Source organism: Streptomyces sp. NPDC088817 (assembly GCF_044750345.1).
GTDB lineage: Bacteria > Actinomycetota > Actinomycetes > Streptomycetales > Streptomycetaceae > Streptomyces.
Genome location: NZ_JBIVJN010000009.1, coordinates 50,944 through 77,923 on the forward strand (window position 1 = coordinate 50,944; position 26,980 = coordinate 77,923).

Annotated in this window: 27 protein-coding genes and 2 pseudogenes; 19 read left to right on the forward strand and 10 right to left on the reverse strand. The window is 71.6% G+C overall.

The window, feature by feature from the left end; genetic code table 11:
* Window positions 1-31: 31 nt before the first annotated feature.
* Together ACIP4X_RS18460 and ACIP4X_RS18465 are read left to right on the forward strand one after the other, a co-directional pair.
* A complete protein-coding gene (locus ACIP4X_RS18460; RefSeq protein ID WP_358734355.1) occupies window positions 32-970 on the forward strand; it encodes a helix-turn-helix domain-containing protein in 939 nt (312 codons plus the stop codon).
* A 45-nt stretch (window positions 971-1,015) separates the two neighbouring features.
* Window positions 1,016-1,891: a PhzF family phenazine biosynthesis isomerase gene (locus tag ACIP4X_RS18465; RefSeq protein WP_358734284.1), complete on the forward strand. Its 876-nt coding sequence runs from the start codon at window positions 1,016-1,018 to the stop codon at window positions 1,889-1,891.
* Between the two features lie 6 nt (window positions 1,892-1,897).
* Here the strand turns inward: ACIP4X_RS18465 and ACIP4X_RS18470 are convergent, their stop codons facing one another.
* Entirely contained in the window at window positions 1,898-2,866 is a 969-nt protein-coding gene (locus tag ACIP4X_RS18470; protein ID WP_401349405.1) for a nitrilase-related carbon-nitrogen hydrolase, read from the reverse strand.
* Between the two features lie 128 nt (window positions 2,867-2,994).
* Here ACIP4X_RS18470 and ACIP4X_RS18475 point away from each other — a divergent pair, with 128 nt between their 5' ends.
* From ACIP4X_RS18475 to ACIP4X_RS18505, 7 genes are all read left to right on the forward strand, one after another.
* Window positions 2,995-3,336, forward strand: coding sequence for a DUF5713 family protein (locus ACIP4X_RS18475; RefSeq protein WP_391455674.1), 342 nt, complete (start codon window positions 2,995-2,997; stop codon window positions 3,334-3,336).
* Window positions 3,337-3,565: 229 nt separating this feature from the next.
* On the forward strand, window positions 3,566-5,161 hold the full coding sequence (locus ACIP4X_RS18480) for a hypothetical protein (RefSeq protein WP_401349408.1): 1,596 nt from the start codon (window positions 3,566-3,568) through the stop codon (window positions 5,159-5,161).
* A gap of 838 nt (window positions 5,162-5,999) precedes the next feature.
* The gene (locus ACIP4X_RS18485; protein WP_401349411.1) at window positions 6,000-7,007 is read left to right on the forward strand and encodes a substrate-binding domain-containing protein; all 1,008 of its coding nucleotides are present in this window, start codon (window positions 6,000-6,002) and stop codon (window positions 7,005-7,007) included.
* 169 nt (window positions 7,008-7,176) lie between these two features.
* The gene (locus ACIP4X_RS18490; protein WP_391455819.1) at window positions 7,177-9,672 is read left to right on the forward strand and encodes a nitrate- and nitrite sensing domain-containing protein; all 2,496 of its coding nucleotides are present in this window, start codon (window positions 7,177-7,179) and stop codon (window positions 9,670-9,672) included.
* A gap of 11 nt (window positions 9,673-9,683) precedes the next feature.
* A complete protein-coding gene (locus tag ACIP4X_RS18495) occupies window positions 9,684-10,112 on the forward strand; it encodes a roadblock/LC7 domain-containing protein (protein WP_358734275.1) in 429 nt (142 codons plus the stop codon).
* 1 nt (window position 10,113) lies between these two features.
* Window positions 10,114-10,470, forward strand: coding sequence for a DUF742 domain-containing protein (locus ACIP4X_RS18500; protein ID WP_326800765.1), 357 nt, complete (start codon window positions 10,114-10,116; stop codon window positions 10,468-10,470).
* Window positions 10,457-11,062: an ATP/GTP-binding protein gene (locus ACIP4X_RS18505; protein WP_358734273.1), complete on the forward strand. Its 606-nt coding sequence runs from the start codon at window positions 10,457-10,459 to the stop codon at window positions 11,060-11,062. The genes ACIP4X_RS18500 and ACIP4X_RS18505 overlap by 14 nt, the downstream gene beginning before the upstream one ends.
* Before the next feature lie 67 nt (window positions 11,063-11,129).
* Here the strand turns inward: ACIP4X_RS18505 and ACIP4X_RS18510 are convergent, their stop codons facing one another.
* The 4 genes and pseudogenes from ACIP4X_RS18510 to ACIP4X_RS18525 all read right to left on the reverse strand — a co-directional run bounded on the left by ACIP4X_RS18510 (window position 11,130) and on the right by ACIP4X_RS18525 (window position 12,711).
* Entirely contained in the window at window positions 11,130-11,552 is a 423-nt protein-coding gene (locus ACIP4X_RS18510; RefSeq protein WP_401349415.1) for a hypothetical protein, read from the reverse strand.
* Window positions 11,553-11,598: 46 nt separating this feature from the next.
* Window positions 11,599-11,835 (reverse strand): hypothetical protein, encoded by a 237-nt coding sequence (locus tag ACIP4X_RS18515; protein ID WP_358734269.1) that lies wholly within the window; start codon window positions 11,833-11,835, stop codon window positions 11,599-11,601.
* Between the two features lie 188 nt (window positions 11,836-12,023).
* A pseudogene (locus ACIP4X_RS18520) lies at window positions 12,024-12,295 on the reverse strand (helix-turn-helix transcriptional regulator); the annotation flags it as partial.
* A gap of 50 nt (window positions 12,296-12,345) precedes the next feature.
* On the reverse strand, window positions 12,346-12,711 hold the full coding sequence (locus ACIP4X_RS18525) for a hypothetical protein (RefSeq protein WP_391455663.1): 366 nt from the start codon (window positions 12,709-12,711) through the stop codon (window positions 12,346-12,348).
* A 136-nt stretch (window positions 12,712-12,847) separates the two neighbouring features.
* Between ACIP4X_RS18525 and ACIP4X_RS18530 the strand changes: the two genes are divergently transcribed.
* From ACIP4X_RS18530 to ACIP4X_RS18550, 5 genes and pseudogenes are all read left to right on the forward strand, one after another.
* Window positions 12,848-13,201 carry a hypothetical protein gene (locus ACIP4X_RS18530; protein WP_401349419.1) on the forward strand — a complete coding sequence of 118 codons (354 nt, stop codon included), beginning with the start codon at window positions 12,848-12,850 and terminating at the stop codon, window positions 13,199-13,201.
* Window positions 13,198-14,013 carry a hypothetical protein gene (locus tag ACIP4X_RS18535; protein ID WP_401349422.1) on the forward strand — a complete coding sequence of 272 codons (816 nt, stop codon included), beginning with the start codon at window positions 13,198-13,200 and terminating at the stop codon, window positions 14,011-14,013. The genes ACIP4X_RS18530 and ACIP4X_RS18535 overlap by 4 nt, the downstream gene beginning before the upstream one ends.
* Window positions 14,010-14,180 (forward strand): hypothetical protein, encoded by a 171-nt coding sequence (locus ACIP4X_RS18540; protein WP_401349425.1) that lies wholly within the window; start codon window positions 14,010-14,012, stop codon window positions 14,178-14,180. Before ACIP4X_RS18535 ends, ACIP4X_RS18540 begins: the two co-directional genes overlap by 4 nt.
* A gap of 45 nt (window positions 14,181-14,225) precedes the next feature.
* The gene (locus tag ACIP4X_RS18545) at window positions 14,226-14,615 is read left to right on the forward strand and encodes a roadblock/LC7 domain-containing protein (RefSeq protein ID WP_358734259.1); all 390 of its coding nucleotides are present in this window, start codon (window positions 14,226-14,228) and stop codon (window positions 14,613-14,615) included.
* A gap of 89 nt (window positions 14,616-14,704) precedes the next feature.
* Window positions 14,705-14,821: pseudogene (locus ACIP4X_RS18550) on the forward strand (FAD-dependent oxidoreductase); the annotation flags it as partial.
* A gap of 293 nt (window positions 14,822-15,114) precedes the next feature.
* Here ACIP4X_RS18550 and ACIP4X_RS18555 read toward each other — a convergent pair.
* From ACIP4X_RS18555 to ACIP4X_RS18565, 3 genes are all read right to left on the reverse strand, one after another.
* Window positions 15,115-15,909 (reverse strand): SDR family oxidoreductase, encoded by a 795-nt coding sequence (locus ACIP4X_RS18555; RefSeq protein ID WP_358734255.1) that lies wholly within the window; start codon window positions 15,907-15,909, stop codon window positions 15,115-15,117.
* A 132-nt stretch (window positions 15,910-16,041) separates the two neighbouring features.
* Window positions 16,042-17,859: a thiamine pyrophosphate-dependent enzyme gene (locus tag ACIP4X_RS18560; protein ID WP_391455655.1), complete on the reverse strand. Its 1,818-nt coding sequence runs from the start codon at window positions 17,857-17,859 to the stop codon at window positions 16,042-16,044.
* Window positions 17,860-18,033: 174 nt separating this feature from the next.
* Entirely contained in the window at window positions 18,034-18,561 is a 528-nt protein-coding gene (locus tag ACIP4X_RS18565; RefSeq protein ID WP_358734251.1) for a MarR family transcriptional regulator, read from the reverse strand.
* Window positions 18,562-18,601: 40 nt separating this feature from the next.
* On the opposite strand from ACIP4X_RS18565, the gene ACIP4X_RS18570 reads away from it, so the two are divergent.
* Window positions 18,602-19,585 (forward strand): EamA family transporter, encoded by a 984-nt coding sequence (locus ACIP4X_RS18570; RefSeq protein WP_391455653.1) that lies wholly within the window; start codon window positions 18,602-18,604, stop codon window positions 19,583-19,585.
* Between the two features lie 352 nt (window positions 19,586-19,937).
* Here ACIP4X_RS18570 and ACIP4X_RS18575 read toward each other — a convergent pair whose 3' ends face one another.
* On the reverse strand, window positions 19,938-21,176 hold the full coding sequence (locus ACIP4X_RS18575; protein ID WP_391455651.1) for an MFS transporter: 1,239 nt from the start codon (window positions 21,174-21,176) through the stop codon (window positions 19,938-19,940).
* A 318-nt stretch (window positions 21,177-21,494) separates the two neighbouring features.
* On the opposite strand from ACIP4X_RS18575, the gene ACIP4X_RS18580 reads away from it, so the two are divergent.
* The 4 genes from ACIP4X_RS18580 (at window position 21,495) to ACIP4X_RS18595 (ending at window position 25,508) form a co-directional block, all read left to right on the forward strand.
* Entirely contained in the window at window positions 21,495-22,700 is a 1,206-nt protein-coding gene (locus tag ACIP4X_RS18580) for an FAD-dependent oxidoreductase (RefSeq protein WP_391455649.1), read from the forward strand.
* Window positions 22,701-22,790: 90 nt separating this feature from the next.
* Window positions 22,791-24,026 carry a cytochrome P450 gene (locus tag ACIP4X_RS18585; RefSeq protein WP_358734243.1) on the forward strand — a complete coding sequence of 412 codons (1,236 nt, stop codon included), beginning with the start codon at window positions 22,791-22,793 and terminating at the stop codon, window positions 24,024-24,026.
* A 51-nt stretch (window positions 24,027-24,077) separates the two neighbouring features.
* Window positions 24,078-24,272, forward strand: a complete 195-nt coding sequence (locus ACIP4X_RS18590; RefSeq protein WP_358734241.1) for a ferredoxin — start codon at window positions 24,078-24,080, stop codon at window positions 24,270-24,272.
* A gap of 201 nt (window positions 24,273-24,473) precedes the next feature.
* Window positions 24,474-25,508, forward strand: a complete 1,035-nt coding sequence (locus tag ACIP4X_RS18595) for a LacI family DNA-binding transcriptional regulator (RefSeq protein ID WP_358734239.1) — start codon at window positions 24,474-24,476, stop codon at window positions 25,506-25,508.
* Between the two features lie 30 nt (window positions 25,509-25,538).
* On the opposite strand, the gene ACIP4X_RS18600 is transcribed toward ACIP4X_RS18595, so the two are convergent.
* On the reverse strand, window positions 25,539-26,876 hold the full coding sequence (locus tag ACIP4X_RS18600; protein ID WP_391455646.1) for a SpoIIE family protein phosphatase: 1,338 nt from the start codon (window positions 26,874-26,876) through the stop codon (window positions 25,539-25,541).
* Between the last annotated feature and the right edge of the window lie 104 nt (window positions 26,877-26,980).

Below are 26,980 nucleotides of genomic sequence, written 5' to 3' on the forward strand. Positions count from 1 at the left end.
CGGGAACGCGGCGATGAGCTATGTTCCCGCCATGCACACCGTCGCCGTCCTGGCGCTGGACCAGGTGATTCCCTTCGACCTGTCCACGCCGATCGAGGTCTTCTCCCGTACTCGTCTCCCCGACGGAGGCCCCGGCTACCAGGTCCGCGTGTGCGCCGAGCGACCCGAGATCGACACCGGCAGCTTCACCCTCCGCGCGCACCACGCGCTCGACGGCCTCAAGGGTGCGGACACGGTCATCGTGCCGGGCACGGCCGCCCCCACCGCCCCGCTCACGCCCGAGGTCCGCGAGGCGCTGCTGGCGGCCGCCGCGGACGGCGCCCGGATCGCGTCCATCTGCACGGGCACCTTCCCGCTGGCCGCCACGGGACTCCTCGACGGACTGCGTGCCACGACGCACTGGATGGCGGCGGACCTGCTCGCCGCGCTGCATCCGAAGGTGACGGTCGACCCCGACGTGCTGTACGTCGACAACGGCCGGCTCCTCACCTCCGCGGGCGCCGCCGCAGGCCTCGACCTGTGTCTGCACATGATCCGCGGCGACCACGGTTCGGCGGTGGCCGCCGATACCGCCCGGCTCTCCGTCATGCCGCTCGAACGGGAGGGCGGGCAGGCGCAGTTCATCGTCCATGACCGCGCGCCCGCGCCGCAGGGTTCCTCCTTCGAACCCCTGCTCACCTGGCTCCAGGACAACCTGGAGCGGAACCTGACCGTCGCCGACGTGGCCGCGCACGCCGGCGTCAGCACCCGCACCCTCATGCGCCGCTTCCGTGAGCAGACCGGGACCAGCCCGCTGCAATGGCTGCACCGGGCGCGCGTCCGGCAGGCCCAGCACCTGCTGGAGACCACCCGGCATCCGGTGGAGCGGATCGCGGTTCAGGTCGGGTTCGGCTCACCGACGGCGTTCCGCGACCGCTTCAAGCGGACTACGGGCGTCAGCCCGCAGGCGTACCGCCGCACATTCAGTTGAGGCCGGACAGGAATAGCCGCGGCCCCGCAGCGTGTTCCCGCGCACATGACGACGAACGCGCCGCGGCCCGAGGTGCTGCGCTACACCGCCTTCTCCAGCGACCCCGACGGCGGAAACCCCGCCGGTGTCGTTCTGGACGCCGCCGCCCTGGACGACAGCGACATGCTGGCCATCGCCGCCGGCCTCGGGTACTCGGAGTCCGCGTTCCTGACCGCGCCCCCGGAGGGCCTCGACGACCCGGAGGGGCGGGCGTACAGCATCCGTTACTTCAGCCCCAAGGCCGAGGTGCCGTTCTGCGGGCACGCCACCGTCGCGACCGCCGTCGCCCTCGCCGAGCGGACAGGCCCCGGCAGGCTTGTGTTCGCGACGCGCGCCGGCACCGTGCCGATCGAGGTGGCCGTCGAGGGCGGGACGGTGAGGGCCACACTCACCAGCGTCGAGCCGCACATCGAGGAGATCGCATCCGCCGACCTCGCGGAGGCGCTCGCCGCGCTCGGCTGGCCGGCCGCCGACCTCGACCCCGCCTTCCCGCCCCGCATCGCGTTCGCCGGTGCGCAACATCTCGTGCTCGCGGCGGCGACTCGCGCGCGCCTCGCGGATCTCGCGTACGACTTCCCGCGCCTCGAAGCCCTGATGCACCGCCTGGACCTGACCACGCTCCAGTTGGTGTGGCGGGAGTCGCCCACCGTCTTCCATGTGCGTGACCCGTTCCCCGTCGGCGGCGTCGTCGAGGACCCGGCGACCGGCGCCGCGGCCGCCGCGTTCGGCGCGTACGCCCGTGAGCTGGGCCTGGTCCCCGAGGACGCCGTCCTCACCCTGCGTCAGGGCGAGGACCTGGGCCGCCCCGGCGAACTCACGGTGACGCTGCGCGCGGGTGACCCGCGCGTCCGTGTGGGCGGCGCGGGGGTACGCATCGGCTAGGGCCTTTCAGGAGCTGGTGACGGTGGTGCGGGCCGACTCGTCGACGTGGAGGGTGAACACGTCGGGGCGCGCGTAGTGGCCGGTGGGGTCGAAGTCGAAGCGGGCGCGTGCGAGGTCGTCGAGGTCGAGTTCGGCGGTCAGGATGCCCTCGCTGCCGCGCAGCGGGCCGGCGAGGACCTCGCCCAGCGGGGAGACGATGACGGAGCCGCCGCCGATCAGGACGGTGTCGGGCGCGTCGCCCTGGACGGGGTGGAGGTCGGCGGGCAGGGCTTCGCGGCGCAGGTACTGGCTGGCGCTGAGGACGAAGCAGCGGCCCTCCAGGGCGATGTGCCGCATGCTCGCCTGCCAGGCGTCGCGGTCGTCCACCGTCGGCGCGCACCACAGGTCGACGCCCTTGGCGTACATGGCCGTGCGGAACAGCGGCATGTAGTTCTCCCAGCAGATGGCCGCGCCGAGGCGGGCGGTGCCGGTGTCGACGACCGGGAGGGTGGAACCGTCGCCCTGGCCCCACAGGTAGCGTTCGGCGGCGGTCGGCATGAGCTTGCGGTGCAGGCCCAGGTAGCCCTCGGGGCCGAAGAACAGGGCGACGCAGTAGAGGGTGCCGCCCTGGCGTTCGACGGCGCCGACGACGGCGTGGCAGCCGAGTTCCCGGGTGAGGGCGGCCAGGCTGTCCGTCTCGGGGCCGGGGACGTCGATGGCGGCGGCGTGGTAGCGGCGGAAGAGTTCACGGCCGGCCGGGGTACGGCTGCCCACGGTGATGCCGAAGTCCAGGCCCTTGGGATAGCCGCCGAGGAACGCCTCGGGCAGGACGACGACCTCCGCGCCCCGGTCGCCGACGGCCTCCCGGATGAGTTCCTCGGCTCGTTTCAGCGCCGCCTGTGTGTCGAACAGCGGGGCGGCCGCCTGGACGACGGCGGCGGTCACGGTACGGCGGGACTCGAGGGCCGCGGCGGTGGCGGAGGGCGGGGTAGTCATGGCACCGAGACTAGGACGACGCACTCCGGCGGCGCTCCCCCGAAGCGGCGTGCGGACCTGGCAACTCCTGTTGTCAGTGGGCTGGTGCATGATCGGCGGACCAGTCGTTCTACAGGGAAGGGATCGCTGTGCCGATCACGAATCAGCAGGTGGCGGGGCACGCGTTTCTGCGGCCGTTGTACGAGGACGCGTACTTCCCCGATCACGTCGTCGACAAGGGCCGGGCGATCCTGTTGCGGCTGTGCGAGCGGGTCGAGGCCGAGCGGCCGTCGGATCTGGCGGCCCTGTATCCGCTCACCCAGGCCGCGACGGAGGAGTTCAACCTGCTGGAGGCGGAGTTCGAGGCGGCCGGAAGCGAGATCGAGACGGTCGCACGGGAGGAGATCGCCGAGGACTTCTGGTTCGTAGCGTCGGCCTACGGCTTCACGGACGCGGACGTGGAGGAGCTGATCGCCACCCGGGACTGGTGAGTGACGCACGCGGTGTGGGCCGGACCGATGGGCGGGCTTCACCCGTTCGGCCCATCAGCCTGCTGCCGCCTCCCTCGCCGCGAGCTCTCCCGTGGGCCCGCCAGGGCATGACCGAGCGCGTCCGCTACGGCGGTGACGGCGGCCTTCCTCCGCCGTTGTCGCCGCACGACGGCACGCCATACTGGGATGAACGGGGTGAATCATCCGTCGAGCTCGCGGAGGTGCAGGGATGCACGACGACGCCGAGAACGACGAGGGTCCCGTCGAGGACCCCGAGGGGTACGACGAGGAGGAGGCCGAGGACTCCGACGAGTACGCCGAGCCCGGGTTGTACGACGAGGAAGAGGGCGATGAGGCGGAGTACGTCGGTGACGAGGACGCCTTCGTCCCCGGTGGCGGGGCCGATTCGGCGCCCGACGTCTTCCTCGACGTTCCGCTGCTGAAGGTCGACGAGATCGACCTGGACGTGGAGAACCTGCGGGCCCACGTCTCGCTCCAGGCCGAGGTCCTGGACCTGCTGAAGCTGAACGTAGGTGCCGACGTCGCCCTCGGGCGGGTCCACCTGGCCATCACAGGCGTGGAGGCGCAGGCCCAGCTCAAGGTGAGGCTCGACAACGTCGCAATGATCATCAACCGAGTGCTCACCACCCTCGACCGCAACCCGCAGATCCTGGAGGAGCTGGCCCGGGGCGTCGGGTCGGCGGTGCAGGACGTCGGCGGCGGCGCCCGGCAGGCCGTAGGCGAACTGGGCAGCGGCGCGGGGAGGGCCGTCGAGGACGTGGGCCGGGGGGCGGGGTCGGCGGTGGAGGATGTCGGCCAGGGCGCCGGGTCCGCCGTCCAGGACGTCGGACGCGGAGCAGGCGGCGCCGTCGAGGACGTGGGGCGGGGTGCGGGCACAGCTGTGGAGGGCGTCGGCCAGGGAGCGGGCGCGGGGGTGGAAGGCGTCGGTCGGGGAATGGGCGGCGCCGTTGAGAACGTGGGCCGGGGCGCGGGCGCGGCGGTGGAGGACGTCGGCCAGGGAGCCGAGTCCGTCGTGGAGGACGTCGGACGCGGAGCGGGCGGCGCCGTCAAAGACGTGGGCCGGGGAGCAGGCTCAGCCGTGGAAGGCGTCGGCCGGGGAGCGGGTGACGCCGTTGAGGACGTGGGCGGCGAGGCTGGACGCGCCGTCGGGGATGTCGGCGGCCAGGCGGGCCGGGCCGTGGGCGACGTTGGCGAGGACGTCGGTGGCGCGGTTCGGGAGAGCGGCCGGGCCGCCAGGCGTACCGCGTCGAAGGCGGAGGCCACCACTGGTGAGGCGGTCGGCACGGCGGGCGAGGCGGCCGACAAAACCGCCGACACCGTAGGCGAGGCAGCTGACCAGAGGGCGGGTGACACGGCACAGCGGCTCGCCGAGACCACAGACGAGGCGACCCACCAGCCCACGCGTGGCACGACGCGACGGACCACCGACACCGCAGGCGAGGCAGCATCCCAGGCCACGCGCGGCACGGCACGACGGACCACCGACACCGCACACGAGGCGGCCGACCGGTCTACACGTAGCCCTGCGCGGCGACCCGCCGACACCGCCGAGGACTCCGCGGAGGGCGCCCCGGCCGCAGCGCGCCGCGCCGCGCGCGGTGCTGTGGCGGCCGGGCGCGGTGCGGTCCGGCGGGCGGCCGGGCCCGCGCGGAGGGCCGCCGGTGGAAGCGGCGGCACCGAGCGGGGCCGGACAGCCCAGGCGCGCCGTCCCCGCCATGACGGCGGCGATGGCGACGGCCATGAGGAGAAGCCCGCTCCGCCCGCCCGCCGCCGCGCCCCGGAGCGTCGGGAAGAACCACCTTGAACGGCGGGCAGCCGAGGGCCCGGCGACACCGCTGCCACCGAGCCGGCGAGTCACTCCCCCGCCGGGCACGGCTCCCGCGGGGGATCCCCGGAACCGGACCTCTCGTTCGAGGCGACGGTCCACGGTGACCGTCTCCGCTTCGAGGAGGAACCCCGGACGGCCGTCCGTTTCCCCGGGTCCGGCGAACGGGAGTCGTCGTCCCGCAGCGAGCGGACCAACCTCCCCGACAGGGTCACACCCGGCCGGGAGTACCGCGACGTCCTCGTCGACTACCGGCTCGCCACCCGTCTGACCCGCGGGACGCAGCGCGACCCGGACGACGGGGCCGACGACGAGGACGCGCCCAGCCGCTGATCGGAAGGCCGGCCGGGATCGCGCGGGCACGGGTCCGAAGCCGTCCGGCAACACTCTCGGACAGCCCTCGCACAAACGGTGCGACCTGATTCTGGGCGCACGCCGACGTCAGACGGTCAGCCTTTGTTTCCGGCCGAGTTCGGGGCGCCGCTCCTCGTACCTCCGCGGCCGCCGCTCGCCAACGCGTCGGACTATAGACGCGCGCCGAAAGGACGGGCAAGGTCGACTGCCCCTGGCCGCCTGCGTACAGGCGCCCGGCGCACCGGACGTGCCTCAACTCGCCCGTGCCGCCGAAAAGGCAGATGATCACAATGCGGCAGCAACAAGCCACAATAGGTCGCGGATCACTTGACTACCGGAGGTCGCACACGGTTGGCTCCGGCTCAACGAGAGCCAACCGCCCGTTCGTACGTCCGCAGGCCCTCCGCCCCGTCCAGCCCCCGTTTGCTCCATGCTCGGCCGCACAGTGAGGTGCCGCACCCTCATGAACACCCCTCCCCCGCACACCTACCGCAGATCCGTCCCCGGCACCGCCGTGACGGCCGCGGTCGCCGTCTGTCTGCTCCTGGCCGGCTGCTCCGGCTCCGGCGGCTCCGACGACGGGCCGGGCAAGCGGGGGTCCGGCGGGGCCGGGCTCAAGGTCGCCATGGTCACCCACGAGGCCGAGGGGGACGCCTTCTGGCAACTGGTCCGCAGGGGCGCCGAGGTGGCCGCCGCGAAGGACGGCATCGAGCTGACGTACGTGAGCGACCCCGATGCCGCCCGGCAGGCGGAGCTGGTGCGGGACGCGATCCGTGACGGGGTCGACGGCATCGCGCTGACCCTGGCCAAGCCGGACGCGATGAAGGGGCCGATCGCGGAGGCCAAGGCGGCGGGCATCCCCGTGGTCGGCATCAACTCGGGTATCGGCGCCTGGCGTTCCAGTGGTGTGCTGCAGTACTTCGGCCAGGACGAGAGCGTCGCGGGCCGGGCCGTCGGGGACAAGCTGGACGACATGGGGGCCAAGCACGCCCTGTGCGTCATCCACGAGCGGGGCAACATCGCGCTGGAGGCGCGCTGCGCCGGCGTGAAGAAGGCCTTCGACGGCCGGACCGACCTGCTCTACAGCGACGGCACCGACATGGACGCGCTGACCGAATCGGTCGCGGCCCGACTGCGGTTGGACCCCGACATCGACGAAGTGGTCACCAACGGCGCACAGTTCGCCCTGGCCGCGGTCAAGTCCGTGCACAAGGCGGGCAGCAAGGCGCACGTCGCCACCTTCGACCTGAACAAGGACCTGGTCAAGGCGGTTCAGGTCGGAGACGTGCAGTTCGCGGTGGACCAGCAGCCCTATCTGCAGGGCTACCTCGCCGTGGACGCGCTGTGGCTCTACAAGTCCAACGGCAATGTCAGCGGCGGCGGTGTCGCACCGGTGCTCACCGGTCCCGCCTTCGTGACCAAGGCGAACGTCGCGTCGGTGGCCAAGCTGGCCGCCAACGGCACGCGCTGAGGAAACGACGTGCTCGGGGCGCCGGTGACATGACGACACGGTCCTTCTCCGTCCGCCCGGTCACCCGCGCGGACGGCATCCCGTGCCTGCCGTCCCCTCCCGGACGCGTCATTGCCCCGCTTTCTCGTTACCCCGTCCCTGTCTCCCCGCAGATCGCTCTAGGACGATGATGTCTCCACAGACACCGACAGGTCCCCGGCGCCGTCTCGGTTCCATTCGGCTCTCGCTGGTTCTCCTGGCCCTGGTCCCGACCGTCGCGCTCTCCGCCATGTGGGGTGTGACCACGACCCAGATGTTCTCCGAGGGGCTCCGGCTGCGCTCACAGACGGCGTTGAGCAGGTCGACCGGCGCCATGGGCACCGACGCGGCGCTCACCCTCCAGCAGGAGCGCGGGCTGTCGGCGGCGTGGCTGGCGTCCCCGCACGGCTCCCGGGCCGCTCTCGACGCGCAGCGCAGGACCACGGACAAGGCTGTGGCCGAGCTGGTCCGCCATGCCGACTCGATCCGGCAGGCCCCCGCCCGCATCAAGAACCGGATGTACTCGGTCGTCGCGTCGGTGGGCAGCCTGGAGTACTACCGGGGCCAGGTGGACAAGCCGACGGACATCACCGGTGAGCAGGCCCTGGACCAGTACACCGCGATCATCGACGACCAGATCCACGCCTTCCAGGAACTGTCCCAGGTCGACGACGGCGACCTCACCTCCCAGGCCGGCCCGCTCGTGGCCTTGGAGCACGCCGCGGAGCTGATCTCCCAGGAGGACGCACAGCTCACCCTGGTGTGGTCGTCCAAGCACATGGACCAGGAGGCGTGGGACAGGTTCGCCCAACTGGTCCACACCCGCCGCTGGCTGGTCGAGGACCAGATCGTCCCCTCGCTCCAGGGCAGCACGAAGACACAGACCGAACGGATCCTTCAGTCGGCGGAGTGGCGGACGCTGGAGAGCGTCGAGGACCAGGTGCTCTCCGCCCGCGAGAAGGCCACCGGCGCAGGCGGGATCACGCTGCCGGACTCGCACCAGCGGTGGACCGCCGCGATCGACAAGCTGTCCGTCCAGTACGCGGCAATGATCCAGCAGCAGACGGCCGAGCTGCTCGACCGCAGTGCCGACCGGGCGTACGGACTGCTGCTGAAGGCCGCCGTCCTGAGCGCGGCGGGCCTGGCCGCCCTGGTCGTGTGCGTCGGGATGTCCTGGCGGATCACCCGGTCCCTCTCCCGGCGTCTGCTGGGCCTGAGGCTCGCCACGCTCCGCCTGGCCGAGGAGCGGCTCCCCGACGTGGTGGCCCGGTTGGAGCGGGGCGAGAAGGTGGACGTGGAGTCCGCGACGCCGCCACTGGACTACGGCACCGACGAACTCGGCCAGGTCGCACAGGCGTTCAACGCCGCGCAGCGCACGGCCGTGCACACCGCGGTGGAACTCGCCGACACCCGGCGCGGTTTCCAGAAGGTGATCCTCGGAATCGCCCGGCAGAGCCAGAACCTGATCAACCTCCAGCTCAGCAAGCTCGACGCGCTGGAAAGACGCCACCAGGACCCGGAGTTCCTCCAGGGCCTGTACGAACTGGACTCCACGGCAAGCCAGTTGCGCCGCTACGAGGAGAACCTCGTCATCATCAGCGGCGAGCAGCCCCGCCGCAGCTGGACCGAACCGGTCGCGCTCATCGACATCCTGCGCGGTGCCGTCGGGGAAGTCGCCGAGTACCAGAGGGTGGAGGTGCACACCGAAGAGGAGGTGTACCTCGCGCCGCCCGCCGTGGCCGACGTGATCCACCTGCTGGCCGAGCTCATCGACAACGCGACCGCGTACTCCGCCGCGCCGAGCCCCGTCGGAGTGCGGGCCGCGATGGTGGCCAAGGGTCTCGTCATCGAGATCGAGGACCGCGGCCTCGGTATGTCCGAGGAGGACTACGCCCAGCTCAACGCTCATCTGGCCGAGCCTCCCCAGTTCGATGTGGTGGCGCTCGCCGACGACCTGCGGCTCGGTATGTTCGTGATCGCCCGCCTGGCCACCCGGCACGGCATCACCGTGACCTTGCGCTCCTCGCCCTACGGCGGCACCAGCGCGATCGTGCTCGTCCCGCACGAGATCGTGGTGCACGAGGCGACCGGCTCCCCGCAGACGCAGCCTCAGACGTCCGGGCCCGGGCGGCTGCCCGCGCCGGCGAGTCCGGAACGGACCGCCAAGACCCCGGCCCCCGCCGCCACTACCCGGCGAAGGACGCCGTCCACAGGGCAGAATGCCTCCCGTGCGGGTGAAGGCGGAGGCAAGGCGGAACGGACACGCGAGCCGGGGCTCTCGCCGCTGCCGCGGCGGGTTCCGCAGACCAGCCTGGCCGCCGAGCTGCGTGGGGAGTTGGCGCCCGACGTCAAGGACGACCCCCTCGACGACTTCACCGCCGAACGCGCCGCCTCCTCGCTGGCCGGCTTCCAGCGCGGCACACGCCGGGCACAGGACGACGACACCCCGGAGCGGGCCTCCGAACCGGAGGAGGCCGCCACACCGGACGGCCCCGACGGTCACGCTCCCGCCGCAGGCACCGCCGAACCGGACGGCCCCGACCGTCGCGTTCCCGCCGCAGGCACCGCCGTCCCCGAGGCCTCGACCGTGTTCGAGCCCGGAGGACATCCTCCCTCGACTTCGACTTCGTCCGCCGACCGCACATGAAGGACACCCATATGACACGCCCCACCCCCGCCACACACACCCAGCTCGACCAGTTGCTGACCGGTCTCGTGGAGCGGGTCGCCGACGTCAACCACGCCGTCGTGCTCTCCGAGGACGGACTGGTCGTCAGCAAGTCCACCGGATTCCCTCGTGACGACGCCGAGCGCCTGGCGGCGACCTCGTCCGGCCTGATGAGCCTCAGCAAGGGCGTCAGCATGGACTTCGGCGGCGGCCCGGTGCGGCAGGCGCTCATCGAGCTGGCCCACACCTATCTGATTCTCACCTCGGCCGGACCGGGCGCCCATCTGGTCGTTCTCACCGGCCCGGGCGCCGATGTCGGTGTGGTGGCGTACCAGATGAACATGCTGGTGAAGAAGATCGGCGAGCACCTGAGTGCGGCCCCGCGTGCGGGTGCCGACGCGTCCGGCGACGGCGAGTGAGGTGAGCGGAGGCGACGCGGCGGGACGGCTCGTTCGGCCGTTCACCCTGACCAGTGGACGCACCCGTCCAAGCCGCGCCGACTTCACCCTCATCACGATGGTGACGGCGGTGGATCCGCCGCCCGAGCGGGCCGCCCGGCTTCAGCCCGAACACGCGCGGATCCTGAAGCGGTGCGCGGAGTCCATCACTGTGGCGGAGCTCGCCGCCCATCTCGATCTTCCGGTGAGCGTGGTGGTGATCATGCTCTGCGATCTGCTGGACGCGGGACGGATCAGCGTCCGTCGGCCGTCCCCGGTCTCCCGCACCCTGGACCTGGACCTTCTGCAGAAAGTGAGGGACGGCCTTGACCGGCTCTGACACCACCGTTCGGCCGTCGTCGGCCCCCGACACGGCGAAGATACTGATCGCCGGGGGCTTCGGGGTCGGCAAGACCACCATGGTCGGGTCGGTCAGCGAGATCGTCCCGCTGCGCACCGAGGAACCGCTGACCGCCGCGGGTCTGGGCGTCGACGATCTCGACGGCATCGAGCACAAGCAAGCCACCACCGTGGCCCTGGACTTCGGCCGGATCACGGTGAGTTCGGACCTTGTGCTGTATCTCTTCGGCACACCCGGTCAGCAGCGGTTCTGGTTCATGTGGAACGACCTGGCCGTGGGCGCGCTCGGCGCGGTCGTCCTGATCGACGTCCGCCGGCCGGAGACCAGCTTCGCCGCCATCGACTTCTTCGAGAGCCGGAACATTCCGTTCGTCGTCGGCGTCAACGGCTTCCATGGGGAGCACCCCTATCCGCCGGAGGAGATCCGGGAGTCCCTGGCGCTGCCCGAACACGCACAGGTACTGCTGTGCGACGCACGTGACCGCGAGTCGTGCCGGGACGTCCTGATCGCCCTGGTCGACCAGTTGATCGCCTCGGCCGCCGAGGCGGACACGGCCGCGCTTCGAGGCTGATTGGTCAGGGCGGCCGCCACCCGCATTCCCACGCCGAACATCCGATGAAGCCGGCTGAACCGCAGCGTCAGCGCAGGGGAAACCGTGCGAGCAGCCGGTCCCATTCCTCGGCCGCCCGCATGAGTTCGGTCCGGTCCGTCTCGATCTCGATCACGTGTTGATGGAGATCCAGGTCTTCGTCGTGCTGCAGTTGCGGAGGCAGGGCCTCGAGCGACAGGTGGACCCGCAGCACTCCCGTGCCGTCGTGCCACCGGACCTGGCTGAAGGCGAGGACCGGTTCGAGGAAGGAAAGGTCCGGGGCGAGCAGTCCCTCCGAGTCCGGCTTCGCGTCCGGCCTCCTCCCGTCCGCGACTGCACGCAGCCACGCGGACAACTTCCGGGCCTCGTCGACCAGTAGACACGCATCCGTGAAGGACCAGCTTGCCGCCGGAGCAGTGACTTCGGCCCGGATGACGAGCCAGTTGTCATCCCAGCGGTCACCACGGGCCACCGGGAACTGGTATCGGAGCGGCCGAAGGCCGATGCCGCTCTCCCGGTCAGTCAGTCGCACTGCCCGGGCCCGCCTCTCTCCGGCGGTCGGCGCGAACGAGGCGCGTCAGGTATCTGATCAGGTACAGGGTCGCGGTGGCGAGGAGTCCGCCGACGCCTGCCCGGGCGCTGGTGCCCAGGAGGGAGTCCGTGGACAGCTTTCCCACCGCGTAGAGGCTGAGCAGCGCCAGCACGGCGAACGAGAGGACGGCTCCCAGTGCTTTGGCCAGTCGGGAGCCGGTCATCGCGGTTTCTCCGGTGCTGCTCGCGGGGCTCCGGGCCCATCGGACCTCGTGTGCCTGGATGGTGGGCCTGGCGAGCCCGGGGCGTTCGACATGCGCCCGGCAGCCGGGTGTCGACGCGCTCCATCATACGTGCGTTCGACCTTGCCCAGAGGGGGTCTCGACGCACTGCTGAGCTGAGCCGTCCCGCGCGCGGCCGCCCGCTCCGCCTGCTCCAGTTCATGGCGCTGCCCGCGGCGGCGCCCCCAGCGCCACCGCGGGCAGCGCCGCCACCCAGCCGTCGGCGCGGGACCAGGACTGGGTGGCCAGGCCGCCGTGTTCCAGCCGGTGCAGGGCCTGTTCGGTGTCCGGTTCGGGAAGCGCCAGCCGGTGAGCCAGGTCGGGCATCCTCCGCGGTGCCCACCGCCACGGGGGCGCGGAACACCGACTCCTGTATCCCGTCCAGACCAATGGCTCCCAGCATGCCGCTCCCCTCGCCGACGGCTTTCAGCCGCGCCTTCGGGGTGGAGCCGGTCAGACGTCCAGGGTGGCCTCGATGCGCTTGAGCGAGTGGCGCGCGAGGGCCAGGTTGCCGCGGGTCCGGTCGAGCGCGAGGTAGAGGAACAGGCTCCCGTCGCTGTTGGTCAGGGGGCGTATGAGGTGGTACTGCTCGCCGAGGGTGATCAGGATGTCCTCGATCGAGTCGTTCATGCCGAGGGTGCTCAGCGTCCGCGTCTTGGCGCGCACGACCTCCGTGTTGCCGGCGGCGGCCACTTCCAGGTCCAGTCCATGGCCACCCCCGAGGGTGCCCAGCGACATGCCGCTCTCATAGTCGACCAGGGCGACACCGATCGCTCCCTCGATCGCCATGGCTTCCTTGAGTGCGGTCTCGATGCTCATGTTCTTGCCCTTCGTGCTGTGTGACGCGGCACTGAGGCCGTGTCAGAAAAAGTTCGCCGGACAACCTGTCCTGGAACGTCTGGCTTAAACTACTGTGCTTTCTGGCCGAATGTGAAGGGTTTGTGAAAGGATGCCGGTGTCCTCAGTCGAAGACTCCCTGTGCCGCCTGCTCGAAGTGCCGGGAGTCACAGGCGCTGCCCTCGTCGACGCGGTCACCGGGTTGACCTACGGCGAATCCGGCACGGGGGAGATGGACGCTGCCGAGTGCAGTCGGCTTGTCGCGTTCGTCGGCGACCGGCTCCACCTGGCCGGAGCACAAGGGGAACTGGAGAGCATGGTCATCACGGGCACCCGGCATCAGCTCGTCCTCAGGGCGATCCCCCGGCCGGGCGATCCCCTGCTGCTGATGGCGGCCTTGGAGCGCGACCAGGCCAACCTGGCCCTGGTTCTGCGTCAGTTGGACCTGTACGTGGCGAAGGCGACGGGATGAGCACCCGCACCGACGGCCCGCGCAACGTCCCGGCCCTGCTCACCACGCTGTACGACGAGGGCCATTCCGGCACGGTCGTCATCTCCGGCGCGCCCGGCGGCAGGATCCATCTGCGCGACGGCCGGATCGTCGCCGTGGAAACCCCCGGCGCACCGAGCGTCGAGTCCCTCCTGCTCGCGTCCGGTCGTGTCGACGACGCCTCCTGGAGGTCCGCCTGCGCGGCCGAGAGCGGAGTCGGAGGCGGAGTCGGCGCCGAGCTTCAGGCGCGTGGCCTGCTGGCCTCGGAGGAGTTCGAAATCGTCTGCACGGCAGCCGTGTTCGATGGCGCCTTCGCCCTCGCGCTCAGCCCTCCCGGGGACTGGGAGGTGACGGAGCCGATGCCGACGACGGTCGTCGGACCGGCCTTCGAACCGCACCTTCTCGCGGCCGAGACCTCGCGGCGTCTGCTGCTCCTGAGCCGACTGTGGGGACCGCCCGCCGAGTTCGCGCGCACTCGGGTCCGCCCGGACGCGGACCGGCCCGCGTCCGTCCCGTCCCGTTATGCGACGCTGCTGGGGGTCGCCAACGGGCGCCGCACCCCGCGGGACATCGCGTTCGCGTTGGGGCGGGGGACCTACGCGGTCATGCTGGACCTGGCCCGGATGGCCGAACTGGGGCTGTTGCACCGCGAGAAGCCGGCCATGGCCGGCCGCCCGAGCACCGCACCGCGCCGGCCCGCACACCAGGGCCACGACGTGCCGCCTCCCACCGACCGCCCGCTGCCCCGGCGCAGCCCCGGAACACATCACCTGCACCGAACGGACAGCGCGTGAGCCCCGACCCGCTGCTGGACCCGGCGCCGCTCGCCCATCCCCCGCTCGCCATCCGCCGGCCCGGCACCGGCTCCGCGCTGCCGAACCCGCCGGACGACCTCGCAGACCACCAACCCGACCTGCTCCTTCTGCACCGGGTTTTCGCGGGCCTCAAGGCCCTGTCCTGACCAACCGCATGTGCAGCAGCTCACCTCCCACCCTCAGGAGCGCCGATGTCCACCGTCCACCAGCCCGAACCGCTCGTCGAGGTCCTGACCGCACTGCGGGAGCAGGTGATGGGAGTGAACGAGACGGTCATCTCCACCGTCGACGGCCTGCTGGTCGCCTCCGACAGCGATGCCGTCCAGCCGGAATCCATAGCCGCGCTCTCCGCCGCCACGCACAGCCTGGGCCAGCGCATGGCGCACGAGGCCGGGGGCGGGGTGCTGCGTGACGTGGCCACCCGGAGCGCCGGGCGGCATGTCGTCATCCAGGCCATCGGTGAACGCGCACTGCTGACCGTCCTCGGCGACAACGGACTCGACCTCGCCGGCCTGCAACGCGAGATCCACTCCACGGTGGAGCAACTGGCGAAGATCCTCGAAGCCGACGCGCCGGCCTGACACCGCTCACGCATGTGTCCAGCCCGGTGGGCAATGCCTTACTCGCCGTCCGGTGGGGAAGGAGCCGGTCCAACCGGGAGGGGCAGAACATGCGTGTGGTGGTCGTCGGCAGCGGGATCGTCGGAGCGGCAGCCGGTTACGAGTTGGTGCGGGCCGGGGTGGACGTGGTCCTGGTGGATTCACGGGCGCCGGGCGCGCGACGTCGGCCGGTGCGGGCAGTGCCGCGACCGCGGCAGCACGACCGGCCAGTTCGCGGTCTTCACGCCCGGCAACGGCCTGGGAGCGTCCGGTCTGACGATGGGCCCCTACGCGGGTACGGTCGCGGCACGACTGGCCCGCCGCGCCGATCCGGGAATCGACCTGACGCCCTACGACCCGCTGCGCTGACAGCACCGCCATGGGCGGGGTCGGCAGCCGCGACGTCGCTGCCGACCCGGGGCGCGATGCGCCGAGCGACGAGCGCTCGGGGCGGGCGGGTCCGCCATGACCGGCGTCGGGATCAGGGCAGGATCGAGTCGACGTAGCCGCCGTCGACGCGTACGGCGCCACCCGTGGTGGCGGAGGCGCGGGGCGATGCCAGGTAGACGACCATGTTGGCGATCTCCTCGGGCTCGATGAGGCGCTGCAGCAGCGACTGGGGACGGTGCTTGACCATGAACTCGCGCTGCGCCTCGTTCCACGGCAGTTCGTCGCCTACGAGTTCGCGGACGAATCCCTCGACGCCGCCGGTGTGGGTGGGGCCCGCGATGACGGAGTTGACGGTGACTCCGGTGCCGGCGGCGTCCTTGGCGAACCCGCGGCTGACGGCGAGCAGCGAGGTCTTCGTCATGCCGTAGTGGATCATCTCCGCGGGGATGGCCACGGCCGAGTCGCTGGCGAGGTTGAGGACGCGCCCCCAGCCCCGTTCCTTCATGCCGGGCAGGTACGCGCGGATGAGCCGGACGGCGGAGAGGACGTTGACCTCGAAGTATCGGCGCCACTCGGCGTCGTCGATCTCCAGCGGAGCGGCTGTGCCGAAGATGCCGAGGTTGTTGACGAGGATGTCGACCGCGGGCGCGGCCTCCAGCACGGCGGCGGCGCCCTCCTCCGTCGCCAGGTCTCCCGCGGCGCCGGAGACGTCGTCGCTGCCGGATTCGGCGCGTACGGTGCGGACGGCCTCCGTGACGCGCTGTTCGCCGCGGCCGTTGACGACGACGCGGGCGCCCGCGCGGGCGAGGCCGGTGGCGATGGCGTGCCCGATGCCCTGGGTGGAACCGGTGACCAGAGCAGTGCGGCCGGAGAGATCGATCTGCATGAGGCGTTCCCGTCGTTGTACGAGGCTGTGGAGCTGCCTGCTGTGGTGTCGTCCTCCCCGAGGGTGGAGCAGACTCCAAGGACGCGTCTCACAGCGACTGCGGAGGCGTCCCTGAGCTCATCGGGCACGTGATCACTGGTAGGCGGAAAGGTCGTCGTGGTGCTGCTGCAGGGCCGGGGAGAGGGCGACACGGTCGGGTTCGAGGAGGTTGCGGGCCATCACGGAGGCCGCGGGTTCGCCCTTGCCGAAGGCCTCGGCGATGTGCTGGGCGTGGGCGGGCAGCAGGGACTCGCCGAAGGGTGCCTCGTAGGGATCGGTGACCGCTTCGATCAGGCACGGCCCGTCGAACGCCATCGCCTCGGCGAAGACCTTCTCCGCCTCTGAAGGGTCCTCGATGCGGAAGGAGCGCAGGCCGCAGGCGCGGGCGACGGCCGCGAAGTCGATGGGGTGCAGTTCGCAGCCCATCTGCGGGTTGCCCAGCAGCGCGGTCTGTTCCCACACTTCCAGGGCCAGGGAGTTGTTGCGGAGCACGACCACCTTGACGGGCAGGTCGTGCTGGGCGAGGGTGGCCAGCTCGCCCATGCCCATGCTCATCGAGCCGTCCCCGGTGAAGGCGATCACCGGCCGGTCGGGGTGGGCGCACTGGGCGCCGATGGCGTAGGGCAGGGCGGAGCCCATGGTGCACAGGGTGCCCGAGAAGGAGTACTGCATCCCCTTGCGCAGCCGCAGGCGGCCGCCCCAGGCGGTCACCGTGCCCGCGTCCCCGGTGACGATCGCTCCGTCCGGCAGGGCCTTGGACAGCTGCCAGGTCACCACCTGCGGACGCATCGGAACGCCCGAGCCCGCCGCCTGCTCGCCGATCAGCTCCCACCACCGCCGGTAGGTGTCCTGAGCACGCTGGAGGAAGGAGCGGTCGCTCTTGCGTTCCAGCAGTGGCAGCAACCGTTCCAGCACCACAGCGGCATGGCCGACCAGGCCGACCTCGACCGGATAGCGCATGCCGATGCGGTCGGCGTTCAGATCGATCTGCACCCCACGGGCCTGCCCCGGCTTGGGCCAGAACTCGTAGTACGGGGTGGAGGAACCCACAATCAAAAAGCCGTCACAGCCCTCGAACGCCTCGTGCGAGGCTCGGGTGCCGATCAGCCCCATCCCGCCGGTGGTGTAGGGGCTGTCGTCCGGCACGCAGTCCTTGCCCAGTCCGGCCTTGGCGATCGGCGCGCCCAGCGCCTCCGCCACCTGCTCCAGCAGATCACCGGCCCCACGGGCACCCGCGCCGGCACAGATCGCGACGCGCTGACAGGAGTTGAGGACCTCGGCGGCGGCCCGCAGTTGCTCCTCGGGCGGGATGACGGTGAACGGCTGGGAAGCCAGGGACAGATGCCCGGGCACGTTCTTCGGCGACGCGGTGTCCTGCTCGAGGGTGAAGGACTGGACATCGATGGGGATGGCCAGATGCGAGGGGGTGCGGTTCATCAGGGCACTGCGCACAGCCAGGTCGGTGGTCGGCACGGCGTGCGTGGGGCCCATGATCCGTTCGGAGTACAGGCAGGCGTGCTCGAACAGCCGGTCGGAGGGCAGATCCTGCAGGAAGTGAGCGCCGATCGTGTCGTGGTACGACAGCCCGGTGATCGCGACGACCGGCGCGCCGTCGATCCGGGCGTCGTACAGGCCGTTGAGCAGGTGCACCGCCCCCGGCCCCGCCGTGGCCACGCACGCGGCGGGGCGGCCGGTGAACTTGGCGTATCCCACGCAGGCCAGTGCCGCGTTCTCCTCGTGCCGTACATGCACGAACCGCATGCGCGGATGAGTGCGCAGTGCTTCGAAGAACCCGTTGACCTGATCACCGCAGATCCCGAAGCAGGTGTCGATCCCCCACTCCAGCAGCCGCTCGACGACCAGGTCCGATGTCGTCCTGGCGCCCGTACCCTCCGCCGACTGCGCGCTCATGGAATACCTCGATCTCTGCCGGCTGCACGAACTGCACGGAAAAGGGCAATCTTCCCCGTAGCGCACGACACTCCCCGGCGAGTTGCCTCGACCGTCACAGACATGCACACCAGCCGACGGAGATCCACTGGATTGGCTGAGCCCACCGCGAGGGCCGGCCCGGCGCGCGGCGGGTCATTCGCCGGCGTCGGAAGGGTGCGGATCGTCCATGCGGGAGAGCCACGTGGTGAGCAGCGTTTCGAGTGCCTCGGTCTCGGTGGACGTCAGCAGGTCCAGCAGGCGGCGTTCGTTGCGCATGTGGTCGGTGAACGCCCGGTCGATCAGTTCGCGTCCGGGCCGGGTGAGGGCGACGATCCGGCCGCGCTGGTCGTCGGCGGAACGGCGGCGGGCGACGAGTCCGGCCTGCTCCAGGCGGTCGACCCTCTTCGTGATCGCACCGGTGGTGACCATGGTGTGCGCGGCGAGTTCGCCGGGCGCCCGCTCGTAGGGCTCACCGGCGCGGCGCAGTGCGCACAGAACGTCGAACTCCCCCTCGCCCAGACCGTAGCGGCCGTAGACGAGGCACAGCTCCTCGGTCAGCCGGCCGGCCAGGCGGTGCAGTCGGCCGATCACTCCCTGCGGGGTGATGTCGACGTCGGGTCGTTCACGGCGCCAGTCGGCCTGGATGCGGGCCACTCGGTCCAACGGTTGCGGATTGTCCATGGACACCATAGTAGCTTCCACGGAAGCTATATTGTCTTCCATGGAAACTAACCTTCGCTGGGTGGCACTGACGGCGGTCGCACCGGTGGCCTGGGGAACCAACTACTTCGTCACCCATGAGTTCCTGCCGCCGGACCGCCCGCTCTTCGGGGCCGCCCTGCGGGCGCTGCCCGCAGGCCTCGTCCTGCTGGCCCTGTGCCGGCAGCGGCCACGCGGCGCCTGGTGGTGGCGGTCCGCCGTGCTCGGGCTGCTCAACGTGAGCGTGTTCTTCGTGCTCGTCTACGCCGCCTCCCAGCTGCTGCCGACGAGCGTCGCCTCGACCGTCATGGCGGTGTCCCCGCTGGCGATGATGCTCATCGCCTGGGCCCTGGTGTCCGAACGGCCCGGCATCTCGCATCTGGTCGGCGCCGCGATCGGACTCGGCGGGGTCTGCCTCATGCTGCTCACGGGGGTGGGAGGGGTGAGCGTGCCCGGAGTGCTCGCCTCGGCCGCGGCCATGCTCGTGTCGGCGTTCGGCCACATCCTGGCCAAGCGGTGGAACACAGGTGCCGACGTGCTCGCCTCGACCGCCTGGCAGCTCACCGCCGGAGGTCTGTTCCTGCTGCCGGTCGCCGCGGTGGCGGAGGGACCTCCGCCACCGCTCGACACACCGGCGCTCCTCGCGTTCGGCTACGTCGCCCTGGTCGCCACCGCGCTGGCCTTCACCGCCTGGTTCACCGGGCTGCGGCACCTGCCCGCGGGGACCGTGGGGCTGGTCGGACTGCTCAACCCCGTCACCGGCGTGCTGCTCGGCACGGTGGTCGCCGGAGAGGAGCTGACGGTCCAGCAACTGTGCGGGCTGGCACTCGTCCTGGCCGGAGTCCTCCTGGGCCGGCCCACACGCGCGGGCCGACGCGAGAGTGGTCGGGCGCATCCCCGACCGTCCGATCGGCACGACGCGGGCGGCCACCGGTCGAACCGGTGGCCACCCTCAGTGCCGCACCGCGGACCGGACGCACGCACGGAGCGGGCGTCCGCCGAGTGAGGCCCGGCGCGCGGCCCCAGGGTCCCGCTGCGTGAGGCCGAGCGCGTGGCTCCAAGTCCCGTCCGGGCAAGAGCCGGCGCACGGTCCCAGGGTCCCGCTGCGTGGGGGCGATCCCGTGGCCCCAAGGCCCCGCCGGGTAACGGCCGGTGCGCGGCCCCAGGGCCCCGCCGGGTGAGGGCGAGCGCGTGACCCCAAGGCCCCGCCGGGTAAAGGCCGGTGCGCGGCCCCAGGATCCCGCTGCCTGAAGGCGAGCGCGCGGCTCCAAGTCCCCACCGCGTAACGGCCGGTGTGCGGCCCGACGGCCCCACCCCATGGGCGCGAACTCACAGCGCCCCCAACTACGTGACGCCCATCAAGGATTTCGCAGCGCCCCTCCCCCCGCCGCCCCGCGGTTCCGCCACCACGCGGCCGCCCAGCAGGCACCCACGACCGCGGTCACGGCGGCGAGAGCCGTGTACGCGACCGTGTAGGAACTCACGGTGACGACCGCACCCGCGGCGAAGGCGCCGAGCCCGGTGCCCGCATCGAAACCGACGTTCCAGGCGACGCTGACGGAGGAGCGCGCCCGTTCTCCGGCCGCGGCGAAGGCCTGCACCAGCGTCAGGTTCTGCAGTCCCCCGTAGGCGACGCCCACGACGAACATCCCGGCCACCACCAGGACCGGCCCGGCCGCCCCGGACCCACCCGCCGCACCCGCACCGATCACGGCCAGCCCGGCAGCGCCGGCGAACAGCAGCGGGGCGATCGCCGGGGCCGCTCCCCTGCGGTCCGCGACATGTCCGAACCCCCACCGGGACAGCGCCGCCGTCGCGGTGAACGCCAACAGCGCGAGGTAGACGGCGACCGAGTCGGACAGCAGACGGGGCGTGAAGGTGAGGATGGCGCCACCAGCCGCGGTGATGACGAGCAGCGCGGCGATCGGACCGACCAGGACGCGGCGGAGCCGGCTCGTGTCACGCGCCTCGACGGGTGCGCCAGAGACGTCGCCGCTGTCGTGCAGGGCGCGGGCCACACGCGGGGCCAGCGGGATGGCCAGCAGGGGCACGGCCGCGCACGTGAACACCAGCCAGAATCCGACGCTTTGGGCCAGCCAGGGCGCGACGGGAATGAGCAGGCACTGAGGCGTCGCGATGGCGAGCCCGTACGCGCCGACCGCGCGGCCGCGGCGGGCGGGTTCGACGAGCGCGGCCACTCCGCTGGCACCGCACACGGTGAGGATTCCGAAGCCGAGGCCCCGCACCGCCGCGAGGGCCATGACGGCTCCCGCCTGGCTGGTGACCAGATGCCCCAGGGCGGGGAGTCCGAGCAGGCACGAGCCGAGGGCCAGGGACCTCTGCCAGCCAAGACGCCCGAGGATCCTGCCGACCAGCAGTTGGGCGATGACCGTGAAGAGCATCAGCACGGTGTTGACCAGGCCCGCGCCCAGTTCGTCCGCCCCGCCCTCGAGCGCCCACAAGGGGGCGGCCGGCATCAGCAACGACAGACCGGCGAAGCCGAGCGCGGTCGAGGCCAGCAGAGGTCGCATCCCGGGCACGCGCCACACCGGGACCTCTTCCCGGCAGACGGCACCGTCACCTTGTTGCTTCAACATCCCGAGATGGTAGGCCGTTCGCGCTGCCGTGGCACCTGCCTCCCCCGGCCGAGCGACCGGACGCTCACGTGGAGACGAGGCCGCCGTACGGACCGGCAAGCACCCCACTCGGTCGCGCGAGGGGGCAGCTGAGCGCGATGCACCACGCAAGTCAAACGCTTGACTAAACTTGCCGCCCGGACGTAGGTTCCCTGTGGCGGCATGAGCCGGGAAGCCTCTCCGGTCCTGCCCCACGCACTTTTCAGAAGCTTTCCAGTGCTGGCGAGCGGGTCATGGGATACCGGTCGGGCGCTGTCGGCCGGCGAGTTGGAGCAAGACGTGGGCGATCGGTCGGGCATATGCGTCGTGGGCGGTTCCGTCGCCGGCACCGCGGCCGCGCAGGCGCTGCGGGCCAAGGGCCATGACGGGGAGATCCGGCTGATCGAGACGGAGGCGCACCTCCCCTATGACCGGCCGCCGCTGTCCAAGCAGGTCCTTCAGGGCGGGCTCGACCTTCCGGCGTTGCAGTTCCAGTCCACCGCGCACTGGTCCCGGCTGGGGGTCACCCTCTCCCTGGGCACGTCGGTGACCGAGCTGGAGCCCTGGGAGCGGGTGCTGCGACTGAGCGACGGATCCGAGCTGCGGGCGTCCGGCATCGTCCTGGCCCCGGGGACGGAGTCCAGGCCGCTGCCCTTCCCGGACGAGCAGTCCAGGGTGCGCCGGCTGCGCACCCTGGAGGACGCGCTCGTACTGCGCGGATCGCTGCAGACCGCGCGGTCGATCGTGCTCGTCGGTGCCGGTTTCATCGGCCTGGAGGTGGCCGCGACCGCCGTCCGGCTGGGGCTCGACGTCACCGTCGTCGAGCTGCTTCCGCTGCCGCTCGCCCCGGCGGTCGGCGACGTCGTCGCCGAGCGGGTGTGCGCCGCGCACCGGGACAGCGGGGTCACCCTGCTGACGTCGGCTTCGGTGGCGGAGGTCCGGGGCGACGGGCGGGTCTCCACCGTCGTCCTGGACGACGGCCGGACGATCGAGGCGGACATCGTCGTGGCCGGTGTGGGAGTGCGCCCGGCCACCGGGTGGCTGGCCGGATCGGGCCTGGAACTGGGCGACGGCATCGAGGCCGACGCCTACTGCCGGACCTCGGCGGACCTGGTCTACGCCGCCGGTGACGCGACGCGCTGGCACAACCCCGCCTTCGGCGCCCGGATGCGTGTCGAGCACTGGAGCACCGCCCGCGAGCAGGGTGCGGCGGCGGCCGCGAACCTGCTGGGCGAGCTGCGGGGCGAGGACGCGTCCAGGACCCCGTTCACGCATGTGCCGTACTTCTGGTCCGACCAGCTGGACATGAAGATCCAGCACGTCGGCCGCATCCTCGCGGGCGGGCACAGCGAGGTGGAACACGACGGCGACGGCGCCCTGTTCGTCACGCACCGGCTCGGCGACCGGCTGACCGGTGCGACCACGGTCAACCGTCCGAGGGACGCGATGCTCTCGCGCAGAAGGATCGCGCAGGCGTGCGAGCGGCTGGGGCCGCCCATCGGCTGAACGGACCGCCTGCAGGCCGTCCGAGGAACCGCGAGCCGGTGCACCGGCCCACCGCCGCACCGGCTCGCGTCGACGTTGAAAGGAAGAACCATGGGCAGTTCGCTGCAGGACGCGCCGATTTTCGATCCGACCGACCCGGAGTTCCTGAGGAACCCCTACCCGGTTCTCAACCACCTGCGGGAGAACACCCCCGTCGTCAGGGCGGAGTCGCTGGGACTCTGGCTCGTGACCCGCCACGAGGACGTGTTCGCGTGCCAGCGGGACGCCCGCCTCACCCGGAACTTCAGCCACAAGTACACCCCCGAGGAGATGGGGGTGGCGCCGCGTGACGCCCGGTGGGCCGACTTCTGGCAGGCCGAGAGATGGAGCCTGCTCGACCTCGAACAGCCGGACCACACCCGGATCCGCTCGCTGGTGTCCTCCGCCTTCACCCCGCGCCGGGTGACGCAGATGCGCGACGCGGTCCGCGCCCGCTCCCGGAAGCTGCTCTCGGACCTCGTCGAGCAGGGCGAGTTCGACCTGCTGCACGACTACGCGATGCCGTACTCGGTGTCGATCGTCTGCGAACTGCTCGGCGCCGACCAGGAGCAGGCACCGCTGTTCCTGGACTGGGCGCACGCGATGGTGAAGATGTACGAGCTCGACACCAGCGAGGAGCAGGCCAAGCGGGCCAACGACTCGGCCGCGGCCTTCATCGCCTGCGTCCGCGAGCTCATCGCTCTGCGCCGCCGGCAGCCCTCCGACGACCTGGTGAGCGCGCTGGTCGAGGCCGAGACGGAGGAGGGCAGGAAGCTCACCGACGACGAGATCGTGTCCACGGTGATCGTCCTGCTGAACGCCGGCCACGAGGCCACGGTCAACACCACCGGCAACGGCATGACCGCCCTGCTGCGCCACCCCGACCAGTGGGCGCGGGTGACCTCCCAGGAGGTGGCCCCGCGGCAGGCGGTGGAGGAGGTCATCCGCTGGGATCCCCCGCTCCAGCTGTTCGAGCGCTGGGTGCTGGCCGACGACGTCGAGATCGGCGGCCAGGAGATCCCCTTCGGTTCGAAGATCGCGATGCTGTACGGCGCGGCCAACCGGGACCCGCGCCTGTTCACCGACCCGGAGGTGCTGGACGTCGGCCGGGTGAACGCCTCCCGCCACGTCAACTTCGGCGGCGGTGTGCACGCCTGCCTGGGCGCGCCGCTGGCCCGGATCGAGCTGGAGGAGACCTTCACCTCCATCCGGGACCTGTGCCCCGATCTCAGGCTCGTGGAGGAGCCGCGCCGCAACTCGGCCTTCGTCATCTGGGGCATGGAGTCGGTCCGCGTGTCCGCCCGCTGATCCCTCGGCCGGAAACACGACAGCACGTCAGCAGTCAGTAGGAGGAAACCCATGGCACGCCTGCAGGTCGACGAAGCCCTCTGCAAGGGCCACGGTCTGTGCTACTTCGGCTGGCCGAAGATCTACGACCTGAGGGAGGACGGCATCGCCGTCGCCCTGGTCGACGAGATCCCGGCCGAACTGCTGGAGGAGGCCCGCAACTCCGTCGAGGCCTGCCCGGAGCGGGCCCTGCGGATCGTGGACTGACCTCGGTCCTGGTTCGCACCCGCCCGGCGGCGGCCGTTCACGGCCGCCGCCGGTGCCGCTCGGGGCGTGGCCGGTAACGATCATCGTTCGCCTGGCCGTGGGCCGCGGAACGTATCATCGACGCCTACGAGCCCGGTCGGACCGGGCCGCGGCGCTCGCAGGGGCTGGTCGCCGGCCTCCGGCGGGAAGGGAGTGACACGCGTGGCACGCCGCCGGGTTACGGGTGCCGATGTCGCCGCCGAGGCGGGGGTGTCGGTCTCCATCGTGTCGCTGGTCCTGAACGGGAAGGACTCCGGGAGGGCGAACCAGGCCACCCGGGACAGGGTGCACGCGGCCGCGCAGCGGCTCGGGTACCGCATCGACCGCCGGGGCCGCAGCCTCGCCACCGGCCGGACCGGCATCGTCGGTTACGTCGCGCCCGATGTCGCGACCCCCTTCTTCAGCAGTGTGCAGATGGGCCTGCTGAGCGAACTGAGCCCGGAGTACCAGGTCCTCACCGTGGTCACCGCCCTGGGCCAGACGGTCAGCCAGGAGAGTGTCCGGCGGCTGCTCGACCTCGGCGTGGACGGCCTGATCGTCTCCACGGTCGAGAGCGACCTGGTGACGTCGCTGAACCCGTCGTGCCCGGTGGTGATCCTCGACTCCCCCGGACGCCAGAAGGACCTGCCGCGCGTCAATCTGGACGTCGCGGGCAGCGCCAGGGAACTCGCCCGCCATCTGACGGGTCTCGGTCACCGGGGCTTCGCCTACCTCGACATCGACACCCGGACCCGGACCCTGGAGGCGCGCCGCAAGGCGTTCACCGCCGAGGCGCGGAAGGCGTCGGAGCAGGTGGGGGTCGTGGTGGCGCGCTCCCGCATCGACGTGACGGCGGCGTACGACACCGTGGCGGACAACTGGTCCTCCTGGCGCGACGCCGGAGTGACGGCGCTGGTGTGCGGGTCCGACCTCCAGGCGTTCGGCGCGCTGGCGGCGCTGCGCGACCTCGGGGTCGCGGTTCCGGAGGAGGTGTCCGTGGCAGGCGCCGACGACCAGCCGATGTCCCGGATCGTGCAGCCGTCGCTGACCACGGTGAGACTCCCCTCGTTCGAGCTGGGCAGCCTCGGCGCGCGGGAGTTGCGCAAGGCCATGGACGGGCCGGACGCGGTCGCGGGGCGGCCGTTGGTGCTGCCGACCCGGCTGGAGATCAGGGAGTCGACCGGCAGCGCGCCGAAAGCCCCCTCCACGCCGCGCTGACGCGAGCCTCCGGCGCCCGGTGCGCCGAGGTCATGCCGGGGGCGGGGTGCGCAGGGCGAGGATGGCCATGTCGTCGTGGCCGTCGCTGGGGTGCCGGCCCGCGAGGGTCCGCACGAACTCCTCCAGCGGCTGGTCCGCGTACGTGGTGGCGAGTGCGGCCAAGGCGTCCAGCCCCTCGTCGATGGAGTGTTCGGGGTGTTCGACGAGTCCGTCGGTGAAGAAGATCAGCACGGATCCCGCGGGCAGGGTCCGGATGTGGTCGGGGCGGACCTCGTCGGTGCTGACGCCGAGGGGCACGCCGGGGTCGGCGTTCAGGTACTCGGCCCGCCGGTCGGGGGTGATCAGCAGTGGGGGCAGGTGGCCGGCGGTGCTCCACTGCAGTGTCCAGCCGCCGTGCTCGTCGGGTGCGATGCGGGCCAGCAGGGCGGTGGTGACGGGGTTCTCGGTGGTGGCGTGCAGGGTGATGTCGAGCTGGTGGAGGATGCCACTGGCCGGGGTGCGGCGGTCGTAGAGCAGGGCGCGGAGCATGCTGCGGGTCTGGGCCATGGCGCCGGCCGCGTGGAGGTCGTGGCCGACGACGTCTCCGATCACGACACCGAGGGCGCCGTCGGGCAGGATGACGGCGTCGTACCAGTCGCCGCCCAGGCGGTTGGGCTCGGCGGCGGGCTGGTAGATCGCGGCGGCGGTGAAGGGCCGCAGGTCCGGGAGGGTGGGCAGGAGCAGCCGCTGGAAGGTCTCGGCGCTGTCGCGGATCTGGCCGAACAGGCGGGCGTTCTCGATCGCGATGCCCGCGGCGCTGGCGAGGGCGACGAGGACCTCCTCGTCCGCCCGGTCGAAGGGGCGTCCGTCGTGGCGTTCGGAGAGGTAGAGGTCGCCGTAGATCTCGCCGCGGACGCTGATGGCCACCCCGAGCAGGGTGCCCATGTGGGGGTGGCCGGCCGGGAACCCGACGGAGGCCGGGTGGGACCCGATGTCGGTGACGCGCAGCGGTTCGGGGTGGCGGATCAGCAGCCCGAGCACTCCGCGGCCGTGGGGGAAGTCCACCCCCGCCAGGGCGGCGCGCTCCTCCTCGGAAAGTCCGGCGGTGATGAAGGCCTGCAGGTACTCGCCGGACTCGTGGAGCACGCCGAGGGCGCCGTAACGGGCGCCCACCAGGTGCATCGCGGTGGTGACGACGCGGTGCAGCACGGACGACAGATCCAGCTCGCCGCTGATCGCCAGCACCGCGTCGAGCAGGCCCTGAAGCCGGTCCTTGGCGGCGGCCAGTGCCTGGAGCCGCTCGGCGATCTGGTCCAGTTCCTCGTTCGGGCGTTGCCCCAGGTCGGGGATCCCCGGCCGCTTCGGCTCGTCCTCGTGCCCGGTCGTCATGAGCGCCTGGTTGAGGTCTTGAACACCGGCTTGGCGCCCTTCCTGTCCAGGTCCGGGTGGCCGGGGTCGTCCCGGTCACCGGCCTCCGGACACGACCGCGATCA